This is a genomic window from Pelobacter seleniigenes DSM 18267 (assembly GCF_000711225.1).
Classification (GTDB): Bacteria; Desulfobacterota; Desulfuromonadia; order Desulfuromonadales; family Geopsychrobacteraceae; genus Seleniibacterium; species Seleniibacterium seleniigenes.
In genome coordinates this window covers 217722-233723 of the sequence record NZ_JOMG01000005.1, presented here as the reverse complement: position 1 = coordinate 233723, position 16002 = coordinate 217722, and the positions used below count along the sequence as shown (strand labels likewise).

Below are 16002 nucleotides of genomic sequence, written 5' to 3'. Positions count from 1 at the left end.
GACAGGAAAGACATGCTCGCTGAAAACTGTTCGACCTTTGCAGAACTTAATCTCGCACCCTCGATTCTTCAAGTCATCAATGAAATAGGTTATGAGTCCCCGACCGCCATTCAGGCCCAGAGCATTCCTCCTTTATTGGAAGGACGCGATCTTCTCGGTCAGGCTCAGACCGGAACCGGAAAAACAGCGGCCTTTGCTCTTCCCCTGCTTAGCCGGCTGAATCCGAGCCTGAAAAAACCGCAGATCCTGATCCTGGCTCCGACCAGGGAACTGGCTCTGCAGGTCTCCGAAGCGATTCAAACCTATTCCCGCCATTTGAAGAATTTCCAGGTCTTGCCCGTGTACGGCGGGCAGAACATGGGTCAGCAACTGCGCCAGTTGCAGCGTGGGGTTCAGGTCGTCGTCGGCACTCCGGGACGGATCAAGGATCACCTCGGCCGTGGCACTCTCAAGCTCGATCAACTGCAGGCCCTGATTATTGATGAAGCTGACGAAATGCTTAAAATGGGCTTTATTGATGATGTCCAGGAAATTCTTTCCGCCACTCCGGAAACCAGGCAAACCGCTCTCTTTTCAGCCACCATGCCGAAAGAGATTCTCCATATTGCCCATAAATACTTACGTGATCCGGTTGAAATCAGAATTAAAAGCAAAACCTCAACCGTAGAAAAAATTTCCCAGCATTACTGGCAGGTCAAGGGACTGCACAAGCTTGACGCCCTGACTCGCATTCTGGAAGCCGAAGAGATTGACGGCATGATCATCTTCGTCCGCACCAAAATCGCCACGGTCGAACTGGCCGAAAAACTTGAAGCACGCGGATTCTCCAGTGCCGCCCTGAACGGCGACATGACCCAGATGCTCAGGGAAAAAACCATTGAGCGGCTGAAGGACGGCTCCCTGGATATCGTGGTTGCCACCGACGTTGCCGCTCGCGGCCTTGATGTCAAAAGGATCAGCCATGTGGTCAATTTCGATATCCCCCACGATGTCGAAGCTTATATCCACCGCATCGGCCGGACCGGGCGGGCCGGCCGCACCGGCAAAGCGATCTTGTTTGTTGCCCCGCGCGAAAAAAGGATGCTCGCCAGTATCGAACGAGCGACTCGCCAGCCGATCAAGGCCATGGCATTGCCCAGCCGCAAAGATATTACCGATCGGCGTATCGATCTGTTCAAAGAACAGATTGCCGCAACTCTCGAAGCTGAAGATCTGGAATTTTTTGAAGAATTAATCGACGATTTTCAGTCTGAATATGAAGTCGGTCACCGCAGAACAGCAGCCGCCCTGGCCTACCTGCTCCAAAAAGATCGCCCACTGAAGATCAACGATAATTTTGTCGAAGAAGCTCCGCTGGAGACATCGGAGAGGTCCGGTGATAGGTCTGGCACACGCCCGGGTCGAGCCGACTTTCAGAGCGAAAACATGCGCAGTTATCGGATCGAGGTTGGCCGCAGTCACGGTGTCCAGCCGGGGAATATTGTCGGGGCATTGAGCAACGAAGGAAAAATCGACAGCCGGCAAATCGGGCGGATCAATATCGGCGACTACTTCAGCCTGGTTGATCTCCCGGCAGAGTTGGATCAAAATACCCTGCTTAAATTGAAAAAAATCCGCATCTGTGAGCAGGAGCTGCAAATTATTCCGGACATGGGGCCGAAAGCGCCTCGTGAAGCAAAAAACCGCAAGAATCAGAAACCCGCTCGGCCAGGCGGAGGGTTTACCAAGCACGCGCCCAAAAAGCCAGCCTCAAAACGCGCTATGCGTACCAAACGAAGCAAAACCAAACCTTGACGGTTCCGGATTAAACTGTTCGGCGAAAAAGATCGGGCAACTCACAAAGAGCTGCCCGATCTTTTTCTTTCCAGCTCTCACCTCAGCGTGGAAATTCATACCCTTCAGGCAGACCGTATTTGGACAGGGCAATTTGCCAGAGTTGATTTTCCCTGGCCCGGAAGGAACCGGCGCAGGACAATAGATAATAATTCCACATCCGCCGAAATGTGTCGTCATATTTGCCGTCAAGTTCCGCCCACGAGTTTTCAAAATTCTCATGCCAGGCCATCAGCGTCTTGTCATAATCCAACCCGAAATTATGCCAGTCTTCCAGCACGAAATATCCCTCGAAGGTTCGACTGATCTGCTGCGCTGAAGGAATCATGCCATTGGGAAAAATGTAGCGGTCAATCCAGGGATCGGTGCGCTCTGAAGGCGTTTTTCCACCGATGGTATGGAGCAGGAAAATTCCGTCATCCTTGAGCAATTCGGACACTTTTTTAAAATAGGTGCGATAGTTTTTATAGCCGACATGCTCAAACATGCCGATAGAGACGATGCGGTCAAAAGATCCGCTCAGTTTGCGGTAATCCTGGACCAGGATTTCTACCGGCAGACCGCGGCAATTCTCCCTGGCATATTCGGCCTGAGCCGTAGAGATGGTGATGCCCACCACCTCCACATCGTAATTTTCCGCCATATAGCGGGCGGCTCCGCCCCAACCGCAGCCGATATCGAGCACTTTTTGACCTTTTTCAAGATGCAGTTTCCGGCAAGTCAGGTCTAATTTATGCTCCTGGGCCTCATCCAGCGTCCGGGCGTTTTTCCAGTATCCGCAGCTATAGATCATCCGCTTGTCAAGCATCCGTTGATAGAGATCATTGCCGATATTATAGTGACGTTCGCCAACCTGATAGGCCCGCTTGAGAGACTGACAGTTAAGCAACTTGGCTTTCAGAGCAGCCAGATAAACCACGAAGGTCTTGAACCTTTCATCCAGATGAGCCTTTAACAGGCGGGCGATCAACTGATCAATGGATTTTGCGTCCCACCAACCGTCCATATAGGCTTCGCCGAACCCGAGACTCCCTTGCGCCATGATTCTACGGTAGAGGCGATTGTTCTTGACCTGGATATCCCAGGGTCGCGGACCGTTGATGATGACATCGGCATGATGCAGGATCGATTCAATGCGATTTCTTAAACTTGGCTCAGTCATTTTTACCTCCCGAATTCAACAATCTACCGCTGACACCTGGCAGTCTAAAGGGAGGAGAGGATAGAGGCAGTCAATGAACAAACTCCCCCACTTAGTACGACAGATGTATTTCTCAAGATGAAACTGCGACGGTAGATACGAACTAACCCATCTCTTTAAAAATAGGTAGATCAGAGAATGGACGTTGTCAAGTCGCGGAGGGAAAGTTTTGGGCGGTTCATTGACCGGTCAGAGCATCCGAAAAAGGCGGCGAGCGGCGGCAATCGGTCGTCGGGTCGCCACAATGAGCCGTTTCCCGAAAATTCTTGAGAAACGGCTCATTGAAAAAATTCAGCACGGCACGAATGATGATTCCGGGCCAATCCGTTTGACCACGGCAGCCAGCAACAGAATAGCATTGTCGAGATCGGAAAGCGCCAGGGTTTCAACCGGAGTATGCATGTAGCGCAGGGGAATACCCAGCAAGGCGGTCGCTACGCCACCGCGTGATAATTGCATCACATTGGCATCGGTACCAGTCGCCCGCGGCACGCCAATCACCTGAAAAGGGATATTCTCGGCTTTCGCAGTACTGGTCAGCAGGTCAAACAGAACCGGGTTGATATTGGCGCCCCGGGCAATGACCGGCCCCTGCCCGAGCTCAACCCGGCCAATGGCAGACTGCTCCACATCCGGGTAATCGGTGGCATGGGTGACTTCAACCACAATGCCGACATCCGGCTTGACGCCGTAACTGCTGGTTGCCGCGCCGCGCAGCCCGATTTCTTCCTGGACTGTGGACACGGCAAACAGATCAGAACTGATCGGACCGTCGCGCTTCACTTTTTTCATCACTTCGGTGACAATAAAAGCACCCATTTTATCATCGAAGGCACGGGACGTCGCACGATCGCCCTGCAGCCGCTCGACCCCGACCGCAAAAGTCACCGGATCACCGATAGCGACCAGGGCTTCAACCTCTTCCCGAGTGCTGCAACCGATATCGATAAACTGCTGCTTGAGTTTGATGACGTTATCACGCTCTTTCGGTTCGATGAGATGGATAGCTTTCTTCCCGATAACCCCGGGAACCGCCCCCTTGGCCGTGTGGATCATGACCCGCTGCCCCGGGGACAGATGCGGGTCAACGCCTCCAATAGCCCCGAAATAGATAAACCCACGGTCATCGACAAACTGCACCATGAAGCCAATTTCATCACAATGCCCGGCCAGCATCACCCGAGGTCCGCCCTGGCCCTTCAGGCACGCGATGAGGTTGCCCATGACATCAGTCTGCAACTCATCTGCCACCGTTTCAAGATGGCGCCGGATCACCCGCTGAGCCGGTTGTTCATAACCGGATGGGCTGGGAGTCTCAACCAGTTCCTTAAGAAAACTGAAATCATCCTTCTCCACTATTTATCTCCCTTGATTCTGGCAACAAGCTCGGCGGAGTTGCGACGGGCCTGGAGATATTGTTCTTCGCTAAGACCTGCGCCATAGGCTATTTTGCGGCCCAATTCCTCGGACACCAGATCGCCGGGGGCATGAGCATCGTTGTTGATGACCAGGCTCGCCCCGTACTCAAGAGCCAGCTTGGCGACGTGACCATTGGTCAGGGAATGCCCTTTGCGGGTGGTTAATTCCAGATAAACACCTTTTTCCGCGGCCAGCCGGACTTCATCTGCGGAGATCAGCCCGGGGTGAGCCAAAACATCGACTCCGGCCTGGATCGCGGCCAGGTTGGTCCCGGGCATCACCGGCTCGACAATGGTCTCACCATGCACCACGACCAGTTCAGCACCGCAATCACGAGCGAGTTTGGCGACATCGGCGATCGTTGCCGGCGGCACATGGGTCAATTCAACCCCGGCCAGAATCTGCATGCCGTTGGCCGCTCCCAGCTCATCGACTACATCGACAATATTGGCAAGCAGCCACTGAGTATTAGTCCGGTCGGCATGATCGGTCATAGCCAGGGCCTGGTAGCCGGCGACCGCTGCCCGCCGCACCAGCTCGGCAGGAACCAGTTCACCGTCACTGAAAAAAGTATGAGTATGCAGATCAATCATGAGCTAGCTCCTTAATCCTGGCGATTTAACAACTCACCAAGGTGGGAATTTCTGAACGACCGGGTAATCTTGAGCGGAACGACACTGCCAACCAGGTCAGCAGGACCGCTGAAATTGACAATCCGGTTCCAGGTGGTGCGCCCGAACAACTGCCCCTGCCCTTGCTTGCTCTCACCCTCGACCAGAATATCCTGAATCGTGCCGACGTCAGTCTGCCAAATTTCTTCACTGGTCTGCTGCTGCAGCGCAACCAGTCGGTCAAAGCGGTCCTGCTTTTCCGCCCCGGATACCATATCGGGCATTTTTGCCGCCGCGGTTTCAATCCGAGGGGAATACAAAAAGGTAAAAGCATCCACATAGCCGACCGCCTTGACCAGGTCAAGGGTCTGCTGAAAATCCGCTTCGGTTTCCCGTGGGAAGCCGACGATGATATCGGTAGTCAGGCGGATGTCCGGACAGACGGCGCGCAATTGCTCGACCTTGGCCAGGTAATCGGCAGCCGTATACCCCCGGTTCATCAGTTGCAGAATCCGATCGGACCCGCACTGAACCGGCAAATGGATATGTCTGCAAAGTTTGCTCAGTTCGCCAAAACAGGCGATCAGTTCAGGGGTCAGATCCTTAGGGTGAGAGGTGGCGAAACGCAGCCGCTCCAGACCGACGATGGCATCAACTCGCCGGAGCAGCTCAGCAAACGAAACTTCGTCAGGATCATTGATGCCGTAGGAGTTGACATTCTGTCCGAGCAGGGTCACTTCTTTGACACCTTGAGCGACCAAAGCAGTGATTTCCGCCAGGATATCACTGCTCGGCCGGCTGATTTCCCGGCCTCGAACATGCGGCACAATACAATAGGAACAGAAATTATCGCACCCCTGCATGACGGTAACAAAGCGGGTTACGCTCTCCTTGCGGGTCCGTTCCGGGAAGAGGTGCAGGCGGGTATCGCGGTCAAGAAATTCGGTGGCACTGCTGCGCTGACGTTTCGCTTCGACCTGTTCGACCATTTGAGGCAGTTTATGGATATTGTGGGTCCCGAACACCAGGTCCAGATAGGGAACCTTTTCCAGCATTCGCTCCCCTTCCTGTTGGGCGACACAACCGCCAACGCCGATAATCAGCTCAGGACGCTGATCCTTGACCGGCTTGAAGCGGCCAAGGTGGCCATAAACCTTCCGCTCGGCTTTATCGCGCACCGAGCAGGTATTAAGCAGCACCAGGTCAGCCTCTTCAGCCGACCCCACTTGCACATAGCCGATCCCCTGCAGCAGATCGACAATCTGCTCGGAATCGACCACGTTCATCTGACACCCGAATGTTTCCAGGTAAAAATTTTTCATCTATATCACCAAAGATAACTTATTAAAATTAACCGGACCGTCCGGCCGGATTGCGCAGAAAAACCGCTTGGCGGGCTTTTGCAGAGCAAAAATGCGCATCATAGCGAGCAGTCGTCGGGCAAGTCAAATGGAATCAGCTGCCGTCCCGACCGCAGCCATCCGGCAGCAGGTCGCGCAAAAGGTCCGCATGTTCGAGGCATTCCAGCACCACCGGGCGCCGGCCATGGAAAGACAATCGAAAGCTGACCTGTTTTTTTCCATATGTCTTCTGCTGATATCCCTTCAACTCGGTCAGCGGATAAGCCGTTGTCCGGACTCTGAAAAATCCGCTTTGGACCAGCAATCTATCCTCGGTAAGACCATAAAATATCTTCTCCCAGCGCCACCGGGACAGCAGCAGCTGACCGGGGCCGATCAGAAACGCAACCACCACCAGTAAGATCGGCACCAGCAGCAACCAGGGCGAATAGCCTTTTCCCCCCACCAGCTGCACCCCGACCATCAACCAGAAACTACAGGCCAGAAACAGAACCAGGCCGATCAGGGCCTGTAGCCAGTGGCGGAACACATAGCAGCGCGGGGCCGGTCGGCCTTCCCAGCGTAAGGACTCACCGGCCGCCAACGGCCATCGGGAGGAGGTCCGGTTCATCGTGACAAATTCCTCAACCGGACCGCTGCTTCCTGGCCAAGCTGGCCGTTACTGTCGGCTTGCTGGACTGCCTGATACAGCTGTCTGGCGCGAGCTGGATTATGCCGCCCTTCTTCGGTTTCCGCGAGCAGAAAAGTCCCCTGCAGGGTGCTGAGCAAATCAAGAGAGGATTCCAACTGGGTTGCGGCAGCATCAAACTCTTTGTTGCGCAGATAAATGTAACCAAGCCCCAGATGGGGCTGAAAATAGTCACCCTGCACATTGACAGCCTTCAACAGGTAACGCCGGGCCGGAATGATATCTTCCTTACGCAGGTAGGCCATCCCCAGAGCACTCAGCAGCAGTCCCTGGTCAGGGGCCTGTTGGATGGCTTTATGATAACTTTCAATGGCGGCTTCAAGCTGGCCCTGAGCTTCTTGCTGACGAGCTTGGTCAAATGTAGCATAGGCGGCCCGGGTTTGTTGCAGGGATGCAGTGTAGCGTCGGTAGTTGTCACCACTGAGTCCATAGCTGCTGTGATATTGAGGAAACTCAGTCGCAATGATCTGACGATTGGCCTGGAGCCGGTCACGGGAGACCGGGTGGGTTCGAAACAGTCCGCTCACCCAGTCATTGGAACCGCCACTGTCCAGTTTCTGCACAAATATGTCCTGCAACTGGACCGCGCCCTGTAGGCCATAATCTGCCTTGGCCATATACTCAATACCGAGGCGGTCGGCTTCAAATTCCTGCTCGCGACTGTAGCGCTTGCTGAGCAGGTTAGCGGTCAGCCCACCGACCTGGGTCACAATGCTTCCATAACCACTGTCACCGGCAAGGCCGCCGAGTAGACCGACAGTGGTCCCCAGCAGAGCACTGCGCTGTAGCTCCTGAACGCTATGGCGGGCAGTGACATGACCTATCTCATGTCCCAGAACGGCCGCCAGCTGCGCTTCGTTATCCATATTCACCAATAAACCACGGGTGATGGCGATGAAACCACCCGGCAAAGCGAAGGCGTTCGGCGTGGAATCATTCACCACGTTGAAATGATAGGCCAATTCCGGCCGATGGCTGTTACGGGCGAGTCGTTGCCCGACCTGGTCGACATATGCAGCCAATTGCCGATCAGGATACACACCGCCCATCTGCTGCAACGCCTGGGAATACGACTTGCTTCCCAGCTCGATTTCCTGTTGGGTGGTGACATTCATCAGCGCCAGCTCGTTGCGACCGGTCACCGGATTGACTGCGCAGCCGGTTAAAAACGCCAGTAACGAAAGATACCACCAGAAATTAGCTCTCTTTTTCAAACCGCCTCCCTGAAAATCCAAGTTTTATCCAGTTTCAGCTGGAGAAATTTCTTAAAATTGTTGCAAGCAACCTGTCCTGCCACTATAAATGAACAAACAAACAGCCGGCAACCGATTCACTTGCTGTTAAGCTCTTTTTTTTACCATAGATCGGGATTGGACCAACCGGCATCCGCGCTTGAGCGGATTTTTTTAACCCTTACGACTGACTGGACAGGTCTGGAGTATCAATGCTGAATGACCATGACGCCGCCGCCCTGCTGGAGATTGCCCGCGAAGCAATCATCAAAGGGGTCAAACAACAATTATATTCCCCTTCTCCCCGCGAAGAAAAAGCTCTGAATCAAAAATCAGGATGCTTTGTCACCATCAAACAGAACAATATGCTGCGGGGCTGTATCGGCAACTTTCAGGCCCGCCAACCGCTATTTCGGGAAGTTGCCGAAATGGCAAAAGCCTCAGCCTGCCAGGATCCCAGATTTCCCCCCATGGCTGTTGTTGATCTGGCAAATTTCAAACTTGAGATTACCGTGCTCTCACCGCTCCAGAAAATCGACGACACCGAACTTATTCAGGTCGGCGAACATGGGATCTACATCGAAAAGGGTCTCAATCGCGGGGTTCTTCTGCCTCAAGTGGCCACGGAACAGGGTTGGGACAGAAAAACCTTTCTGGAACAGACCTGCCGCAAAGCCGGATTGCCGGCGGAGGCCTGGCAGTCACCTGATGCGGATATCTATCTGTTCAGCGGCCAAGTCATTACAGAAAAAGATTAATCCATTTTATTAGGAATATCTTTGTAAATGGTTAAAATATCGATAGAACTTGTTCCAAGAAGTGAAGAATCCCTGCGCCGTGAACTGAGCCAGGTTCGCAGTCACTTCCCCCAGGTTGAGCGCATCAACATTCCTGATATCCTGCGCTTCGACTTACGTAGCTGGGATGGCTGCGCTATTGCCGGCGACTATTTCCCGAAGACCATCCCTCATTTACGTGCCATCGACTTTGATCCGGATGCCCCGCTGCAGATTGTCGACAAACTCAGCAACGCCGGGATTGAAGCGGTGCTGGTTATTACCGGCGACCTGCCGCAGGACATGGGGCATAAATGTTATCGCACCAACTGCCTGGAAATGATCCGTCGGCTCAAGCGCGAACTGCCTCAGCTCAAGGTCTATGCCGGCATGGATCCCTATCGTAGCGGAATCAAGGAAGAGATCGATTACGTCAAGGCAAAACATGATGCCGGAGCCGATGCCTTTTTCACCCAGCCCTTCTTCGATCTGCGGCTGATGGAAATCTACCAGGGCTTTCTGCAGCACGTCGATGTCTACTGGGGAGTCTCCCCGGTGCTGACGGAAAACAGCCAGAATTACTGGGAAAACAAAAACAATGCCGTTTTTCCCCCGGATTTTGCGCCGAACCTGACCTGGAACCGGGATTTCGCAGCAAAAGCCCTTGAGTTCGCCCGCGCTAATAACAGTAACATCTATTTCATGCCGATCCGCACCGACATCGTCAAATATCTGCACGGCATTATTTAGTTTCCATCTGGAAACGGCTTTTTTCCGTTGTAGCAGCGTCAATCTGCAGGCTTACTTGTGCGGCGTAACGGTGTACGCCTCCGCGCAACCCCTTGATTTCCTTGTCACAACGGAAAACTGCTCGTTTCCAATCTGAAAACTTGATTATTGCCATCCAGTGTTTCCGGATGCCGACTATTTAGAAATTGCAGATCTGAAATAAAAAATGCTCGCTGGAGCTGAAGGCTCCAGCGAGCATTTTTTATCAATCCAGCGGATCGAACTTATCCCGATCAGCATAACACAGTGGACAGACCCAGCTGTCCGGCAGGTCTTCGAAGGCAACTCCGGGCGGAATCTGATTCATATCATCCCCCTTGGCGGGGTCATAAATATAGCCACAACAGGTACAGATATAACGCATGGATCCTCCTTGCTGACTGAATAAAGTCAAGTCTAAAAGCTCCGGGACACACTTCCAGGCGCCCCTGAGTGTTCAATCAAACCGCAAAATATTTGGCTTGGGGGTGATGAGCGACAATGGCAGACGTAGTCATCTCCGGGACCATTTCGAAAGACTCCGTTAACGACACACCGATCTCTTCCGGCCGCAGCAGTTCGAAGAGCGGCAGATGAGCCCCCAGATCCGGGCAGGACGGATAGCCGAAGCCAAACCGGGAGCCCTGGTAGCCCTGGGCAACATAAGCGGCCATGTCGCTGGCGCCCTGTTGAATCCCCATTTCAACCCGCATCTGCTCATGCCAGTATTCAGCCAGGGCATCGGTCAATTCCACGCCCAGACCGTGAAGCATCAGGTAGTCATGATAGCTGTCGGTCTCATATAACTCACGGGTCTTTTCCGCTAAAGCGGCACCGATGGTCACAACAAAGAAACCGGCAACATCCCCACCCTCTTCCCGGGTGCGGAAATAATCGGCGATGCAAAGACCGGGAGCATGCTCCTGGCGTGGGAAACTAAACAGTTTGTCGCCTTCGCCGCTATGAATAAGCAAATCATTTCCGGCACTGCTGCAATCAAAATAGCCGTAGGCCACCTTGGGTTGCAGCCAGCCTTCATTCAAAGCCTGCTCCTTGAGCCGGTGAAACAGCGGCAGTACGGTCTGTTCATTGAGCTTTTCATACTCTTCCTTGGCCATTTTGCCGCGCCGATAGCCCCACCGACCGCGAAACAGCGCGGCTTCGTTGAGATATTTAAAGAGTATTTCCGGGTCGACATCGGTCACGGTCCGGCGCCCGGTAAAGGGCACGGCCGGTGGTATAAATGACCGATCGAGCACATCTGTCGGCGGCCCAGGCCGGTTGCTGACCACCGCATTATCGGACCAGTCAGTCGCAACCAGCTTGCCCGCCTCAAAATCACGCATCGCCTTTAAGCCGGCAAAAGCATCGGCACAGTAGACGACCGGCTGTTGATAATTAGGCACACAATCCTGGGCGACAAATTTACGGGTCAGCGCAGCACCACCGAGCAGTATCGGCTGCTGCAGTGCAACACCCTGAAATTGAGCCAGATTTTCTTTCATCAACAGGGCAGATTTGACCAACAACCCGGACAGACCGATGACATCGACCTGCAATTCCCTGGCTTTGGCAATAATTTCTTCCGCCGGCACCTTGATACCAATGTTATGAACCTTATAACCATTGTTGGTGAGAATAATATCGACCAGGTTTTTACCAATATCATGCACGTCACCGGCAACCGTTGCCAAAAGGATGGAGGTACGACCCTCATCAGCAAGCTTCTCCATATAGGGCTCAAGCAGAGCAACGCTCTGCTTCATCACTTCGGCCGACTGCAGCACAAAGGGGAGCAGCAGTTCTCCGCGCCCGAACAGATCGCCGACCTCACGCATCGCCGGAACCAGCAGGTTATTAATAATATCAAGAGGCTGCCAGCGACCGCGCAATCCGCTGAGCAGGTCTTCCAAGCCATCCTTGTCCCCTTTGAGGAGCTTCTGATGCAACAGTTCTTCCATCCGCAAGCTGTCACTGTCATCAGCATCGTCATTATCAACGGCCTGCTCAAAGTGATCGATAAAGATCATCAGTGCTTCCGGGTCGCGATTGTAGAGCAGATCAAGACAGATCTTTCGGTCTTCCTCACTGATCGCTGCATAGGGCAGGACTTTGGCCGCATCAACAATGGCGGTATTCAAACCGGCCTCAACCGCTTCGTGCAGAAACACCGAGTTAAGCACCTTACGGGCCGCCGGCCGCAGGCCGAAGCTGATATTGCTGACGCCGAGGGTAAAACCGACCCCGGGCAGTTCTTCCTTGACCCGGCGAATCGCGGCCAGGGTTTCAATCGCTGCAGAGCGCATGGACTCATCACCTGAGCCGACCGTAAAGGTCAGCAGGTCAAAGAGCAGATCCTGCGGCCGCAGCCCGTGTTTGTTGACCGCCAGGTCATAAATCTGTTTGGCAACCGCGACCTTTTTCTCGCAAGTCAGGGCCATCCCTTCCAGGTTGATGGTCAGGGCGACCACGGCGGCACCATACTTTTTAGCCAGCCGGCAGATGCGGTCGAGATTGGCTCCGCCGTCTTCGAGGTTGATGGAATTGATAATGGCCCGCCCAGGATAAAGGGGCAGCACCTGCTCCAGGGTGTCCGGACTGGTGGAATCGAACATCAACGGGGCCTTGCAGGAGCCGGCAAAGAGGGTCGTCAGCTGGACCATATCGGCAACTTCGTCGCGACCGGCGTAGGCCACGCACAGGTCGAGCACCTGCGCACCACGGGCCTCCTGATCCAGGGCCAATTTCAGGCAGGCGTCCCAGTCTTCCGCCAGCAAGGCTTCACGAAAAGCTTTAGACCCATTGGGGTTACAGCGTTCACCGAGCAACAGCGGCGGGATTTCCTGATGCAGTTCAACCGCCTGGTAAAGGCTGGCAACAGATGCTTTCATGCCGACACCTCCCGCTGTTTGGGTTGCACACCGCCAAGCTTGCTCGCTAACGCCGCAATATGCTGCGGACTGGTTCCGCAACAGCCACCAACGATACTCACTCCCTGCTCGGTCACGAAACGATACATCTGTTCGGCATAGTCGCCGGGGCTCAACGGGTAGCAGGTTTCCCCATTGACAACTTCCGGCAGACCCTGGTTGGGGATCACCGAAATACGTTGCGGCCAGTGCTGGCTCAAATAAGTAACATGAGACATCATATCCTGCGGCCCGGTGGCACAATTCAGGCCCAGTGAAAATAACGGAAACGGCTCAAGGGTCGCAACCACAGCGGCAATGTCCGTACCAACCAGCATGGTCCCCTGCTGCTCAATGGTCACCGAGGCCAGCACCGGCAGGTCGCTTCCGGCGGCAGCCAGTTTTTCAAACACCACAATCAGGGCGGTCTTGGTCTGCAGCAGGTCTTGGCAGGTTTCAATAATCAGGCAGTCAACCCCGGCTTCAAGCAGTGCGTCAACCTGTTCGGCGGTGGCTGCGGCAAGATCGGCAACACTGATATGTCCCAGGGACGGCAGCTTGGTCCCGGGGCCGATAGACCCGGCGACATAACGGTCGCCCCGGTTGCCGATGGCACGACGCGCAATCTCGACCGCACGCAGGTTGATTTCCTTGACTTTGTCCTGCAGGCCGTACTCACCAAGCACCACCCGGGAGGCCCCGAAGGTATTTGTTTCAACCACCATGGCCCCGGCATCCAGCATACTGCGGTGCAGTTGCTCGATATGGTGTGGTGCAGAAAGATTGAGGATTTCGTTGCAGCCCTCGCAACCACCCCAATCATCTGCGCTGATCGTCATCAGCTGCAGATTGGTGCCGCAGGCGCCATCAAAAATAAGCAAAGGTTGTTCAGCAAACTTCATTAATTGTCATATCCTATCGTGATGTCCTGTTAATAAAAACCACTTCCCCCGCACCTGACAGGGAATACATTTCAAAAGTGTTTCAGGATGGTTACTGTACCGGGTCTGGCGATAACTGTCCAGTTTCTCCATTGCAGTATCAGCCTGTTGTTGTATTATTTATAACATTTTAAGAAATAGCAAATGCAGGAGCCCGGATTGAAGCAGACTCATTCTCCAAATGCAATAAAATCACCGGTTCGCAAACTTGGCGAGACGCTTCTGCACGAGAAACTGCTGGAGCAGGCCCAGCTTGACGAAGCGATCGAACATCAAAGCATTCATGGCGGTCGGCTGGGAACGAATCTTCTCGAGCTTGGCTATATTGATGAAAACACCTTGGCCAGGCTGCTTTGCCGGCAGTACCACAGACCCTTTGTGCCACCTGCCGCGATTATGAAAATTTCCCCAACCTTGCTCAAACTGATTCCACCCAAAATTGCCCTGCACTACAAAGTTCTGCCGCTACGGGAAGAAGCAGACAAGCTGTACCTGGCCATGATCGAGCCGGCGGACGAAGAGACCATAGCCCAGCTGTCGGACAAACTCGGCCGAACCATTATTCCACTCATCGTCTCCGAATTCAGGATGCTGCTCGCCCTTAAAAAATATTACGGCAGGCCGCTGACTCCGCGCTACGAATCGCTGCTGACCCAACTCAGGGATAAAAGCAGCAAAAAAACACCTGGACATAGGATTGAGCAAGTCGATGCAGAGCAGGTGGCAACCGGGTCGGAGGATATTTTTAATCAGCCTTGGCCATTGCTTGGAGAAGTGGAATTACCAGAGGAAGAGATCAGCCTTGAACATGTCCAGACCGACCTGCCGCAACCGAGCCTCGGCGACCGCATCAAAGATCTGCTGACCACATGGAGCGAAGCGCGGAATCGAGAGGATATCGCTACCCCGCTCTTGGACTTTCTTAAACCGACCTTCCCTGACAGTGCCCTGCTGACCATCAAAAACGATCAACTGATCGGCTGGAAAGCCGCTGTCGAGGATCCGGATCAACCATTCCAACAGCTCGGCATCGATCTGCAAAAAAGCTTTATTTTTACTCATCCGACTGAGAACGCAGCCCATTACCTGGGGCCACTGACAGCGAGCGAAGAAGATCTGAAGTTGCTCGATTTTTTCCACTCCAGGCTGCCGCAGACCGCCCTTGTCCTACCGATCAAAGTCAGGGACAGACGGGTCGCCGTCCTCTATATCCAGGCGCCGCTGGAAATGCTTGAGGAGCACTTTTCCCTCTGTCATCGGTTAGCCTGTAAAATGGAGTTGGCACTGCAGTTGTTGATCCTCAGAAATAAAATTCTGGAAAGTTGAGGGGAAGATGAACCAACCGACATCGCCATCAGCACAGGAGGCAAAAAAACTGCTGCTCAGCTTGACCGCAGACAGTAGTGAGCTGTATTCCCTGTTACAGGAACCGCAACAGGACATCCTTTTTACCCTGCTCAAAAACCCCAACTTACATGAGGACCACCTGCTGGTGTTGTTGAAACGCAGGGACCTGAGCGAAGACCTCGTCAATACGATTTATCAGCGACATCGCGATAACCTAAGCCATCGCCTCAAACTTGCGCTGGTCAGAAACCCTGCAACCGGCGGGGCACTTGTCCGCAGCCTGCTCCCCCATTTACGCCTGTTCGAACTGGCCAGTCTCAGCGCCCTCCCCGGTGCGACGCCAGATCAAAAGTTGGCGGCGGAAAGAACAATTTTACAGCGCTTGCCCACTGCTCCCCTGGGCCACAAGATCACCCTCGCCCGGCGTGGGACCGCCACTGTGGTCGCTGCCCTACTCAAAGAAGGGCAAGCCCAGGTCTTTGAGATTTGTCTGTCCAACCCACGTCTGCGTGAAGCAGCCGTTTTTCAATTTTTGCGTGGCGCCACCGCGCGGGCCGAAACGATTTCCATGATCGCTCGTCACGAACGTTGGAAGCAGCGCCCCAACCTGCGCTTGGCCATCCTGAAAAACAGCAAAACTCCTGAGATCTGGTTTACCCTCTGGCTTCCGCAGGTATCAGCCCCGGTCCTACAACAACTATTGCTCAGTCATAAACAGAACCCGGCCAAAAAGAGGTTACTCGAGCAGGAAAAGAAAAAGCGCGGCTTGGCCTGAGCAAAGCTGCAACCGCCTTTTTATAAGACAACCCGGGAGCGAATTTTCTGCATAGCAATCCCTTTTCTTTAAGCGCGATCCGGCATCCGGAAAATTTACTACTTCTAACTTTGGGGCTTGTAATTTCCGCCAGTTCGGTTA

General features: G+C 53.8%; 14 protein-coding genes. 5 read left to right on the top strand and 9 right to left on the bottom strand.

Annotation, left to right across the window (positions count from 1 at the left end):
- Window positions 1-12: 12 nt before the first annotated feature.
- Complete coding sequence (locus tag N909_RS0122380; protein WP_029918331.1) at window positions 13-1794, top strand: DEAD/DEAH box helicase; 1782 nt, start codon at window positions 13-15, stop codon at window positions 1792-1794.
- An 82-nt stretch (window positions 1795-1876) separates the two neighbouring features.
- Here the strand turns inward: N909_RS0122380 and cfa are convergent, their stop codons facing one another.
- The 6 genes from cfa to N909_RS0122350 all read right to left on the bottom strand — a co-directional run bounded on the left by cfa (window position 1877) and on the right by N909_RS0122350 (window position 8327).
- Complete coding sequence (gene cfa, locus N909_RS0122375; protein ID WP_029918330.1) at window positions 1877-2995, bottom strand: cyclopropane fatty acyl phospholipid synthase; 1119 nt, start codon at window positions 2993-2995, stop codon at window positions 1877-1879.
- A 330-nt stretch (window positions 2996-3325) separates the two neighbouring features.
- Window positions 3326-4390 (bottom strand): M42 family metallopeptidase, encoded by a 1065-nt coding sequence (locus N909_RS0122370; RefSeq protein ID WP_029918329.1) that lies wholly within the window; start codon window positions 4388-4390, stop codon window positions 3326-3328.
- Complete coding sequence (locus N909_RS0122365) at window positions 4390-5046, bottom strand: histidinol phosphate phosphatase domain-containing protein (protein ID WP_029918328.1); 657 nt, start codon at window positions 5044-5046, stop codon at window positions 4390-4392. Before N909_RS0122365 ends, N909_RS0122370 begins: the two co-directional genes overlap by 1 nt.
- A gap of 11 nt (window positions 5047-5057) precedes the next feature.
- Window positions 5058-6386: a tRNA (N6-isopentenyl adenosine(37)-C2)-methylthiotransferase MiaB gene (gene miaB, locus N909_RS0122360; protein ID WP_029918327.1), complete on the bottom strand. Its 1329-nt coding sequence runs from the start codon at window positions 6384-6386 to the stop codon at window positions 5058-5060.
- Window positions 6387-6519: 133 nt separating this feature from the next.
- Window positions 6520-7035 (bottom strand): hypothetical protein, encoded by a 516-nt coding sequence (locus N909_RS0122355; protein ID WP_029918326.1) that lies wholly within the window; start codon window positions 7033-7035, stop codon window positions 6520-6522.
- Window positions 7032-8327, bottom strand: coding sequence for a M48 family metallopeptidase (locus tag N909_RS0122350; protein ID WP_155006050.1), 1296 nt, complete (start codon window positions 8325-8327; stop codon window positions 7032-7034). The genes N909_RS0122355 and N909_RS0122350 overlap by 4 nt, the downstream gene beginning before the upstream one ends.
- Window positions 8328-8557: 230 nt before the next feature.
- Here N909_RS0122350 and amrA point away from each other — a divergent pair, with 230 nt between their 5' ends.
- Together amrA and N909_RS0122340 are read left to right on the top strand one after the other, a co-directional pair.
- Entirely contained in the window at window positions 8558-9103 is a 546-nt protein-coding gene (gene amrA, locus N909_RS0122345) for an AmmeMemoRadiSam system protein A (protein WP_029918324.1), read from the top strand.
- A gap of 27 nt (window positions 9104-9130) precedes the next feature.
- Window positions 9131-9871, top strand: a complete 741-nt coding sequence (locus N909_RS0122340; RefSeq protein WP_029918323.1) for a methylenetetrahydrofolate reductase — start codon at window positions 9131-9133, stop codon at window positions 9869-9871.
- Between the two features lie 244 nt (window positions 9872-10115).
- On the opposite strand, the gene N909_RS25115 is transcribed toward N909_RS0122340, so the two are convergent.
- The 3 genes from N909_RS25115 to N909_RS0122320 all read right to left on the bottom strand — a co-directional run bounded on the left by N909_RS25115 (window position 10116) and on the right by N909_RS0122320 (window position 13700).
- The gene (locus tag N909_RS25115; RefSeq protein WP_063336463.1) at window positions 10116-10274 is read right to left on the bottom strand and encodes a rubredoxin; all 159 of its coding nucleotides are present in this window, start codon (window positions 10272-10274) and stop codon (window positions 10116-10118) included.
- A 76-nt stretch (window positions 10275-10350) separates the two neighbouring features.
- Window positions 10351-12780: a methionine synthase gene (locus tag N909_RS0122325; protein ID WP_029918322.1), complete on the bottom strand. Its 2430-nt coding sequence runs from the start codon at window positions 12778-12780 to the stop codon at window positions 10351-10353.
- Window positions 12777-13700 carry a homocysteine S-methyltransferase family protein gene (locus tag N909_RS0122320; protein WP_029918321.1) on the bottom strand — a complete coding sequence of 308 codons (924 nt, stop codon included), beginning with the start codon at window positions 13698-13700 and terminating at the stop codon, window positions 12777-12779. Before N909_RS0122320 ends, N909_RS0122325 begins: the two co-directional genes overlap by 4 nt.
- Before the next feature lie 198 nt (window positions 13701-13898).
- Between N909_RS0122320 and N909_RS0122315 the strand changes: the two genes are divergently transcribed.
- A complete protein-coding gene (locus N909_RS0122315; RefSeq protein ID WP_029918320.1) occupies window positions 13899-15065 on the top strand; it encodes a GspE/PulE/PilB domain-containing protein in 1167 nt (388 codons plus the stop codon).
- A gap of 7 nt (window positions 15066-15072) precedes the next feature.
- The gene (locus N909_RS0122310) at window positions 15073-15861 is read left to right on the top strand and encodes a hypothetical protein (protein WP_029918319.1); all 789 of its coding nucleotides are present in this window, start codon (window positions 15073-15075) and stop codon (window positions 15859-15861) included.
- Window positions 15862-16002 lie beyond the last annotated feature (141 nt).

Coding starts and splice junctions, on each gene's coding strand:
- N909_RS25115 (WP_063336463.1), bottom strand. CDS start 10,274: ATGCGTTATATCTGTACCTGTTGTGGCTATATTTATGACCCCGCCAAG.
- N909_RS0122340 (WP_029918323.1), top strand. CDS start 9,131: ATGGTTAAAATATCGATAGAACTTGTTCCAAGAAGTGAAGAATCCCTG.
- N909_RS0122380 (WP_029918331.1), top strand. CDS start 13: ATGCTCGCTGAAAACTGTTCGACCTTTGCAGAACTTAATCTCGCACCC.
- amrA (WP_029918324.1), top strand. CDS start 8,558: ATGCTGAATGACCATGACGCCGCCGCCCTGCTGGAGATTGCCCGCGAA.
- N909_RS0122325 (WP_029918322.1), bottom strand. CDS start 12,780: ATGAAAGCATCTGTTGCCAGCCTTTACCAGGCGGTTGAACTGCATCAG.
- N909_RS0122310 (WP_029918319.1), top strand. CDS start 15,073: ATGAACCAACCGACATCGCCATCAGCACAGGAGGCAAAAAAACTGCTG.
- N909_RS0122355 (WP_029918326.1), bottom strand. CDS start 7,035: ATGAACCGGACCTCCTCCCGATGGCCGTTGGCGGCCGGTGAGTCCTTA.
- N909_RS0122320 (WP_029918321.1), bottom strand. CDS start 13,700: ATGAAGTTTGCTGAACAACCTTTGCTTATTTTTGATGGCGCCTGCGGC.
- cfa (WP_029918330.1), bottom strand. CDS start 2,995: ATGACTGAGCCAAGTTTAAGAAATCGCATTGAATCGATCCTGCATCAT.
- miaB (WP_029918327.1), bottom strand. CDS start 6,386: ATGAAAAATTTTTACCTGGAAACATTCGGGTGTCAGATGAACGTGGTC.
- N909_RS0122365 (WP_029918328.1), bottom strand. CDS start 5,046: ATGATTGATCTGCATACTCATACTTTTTTCAGTGACGGTGAACTGGTT.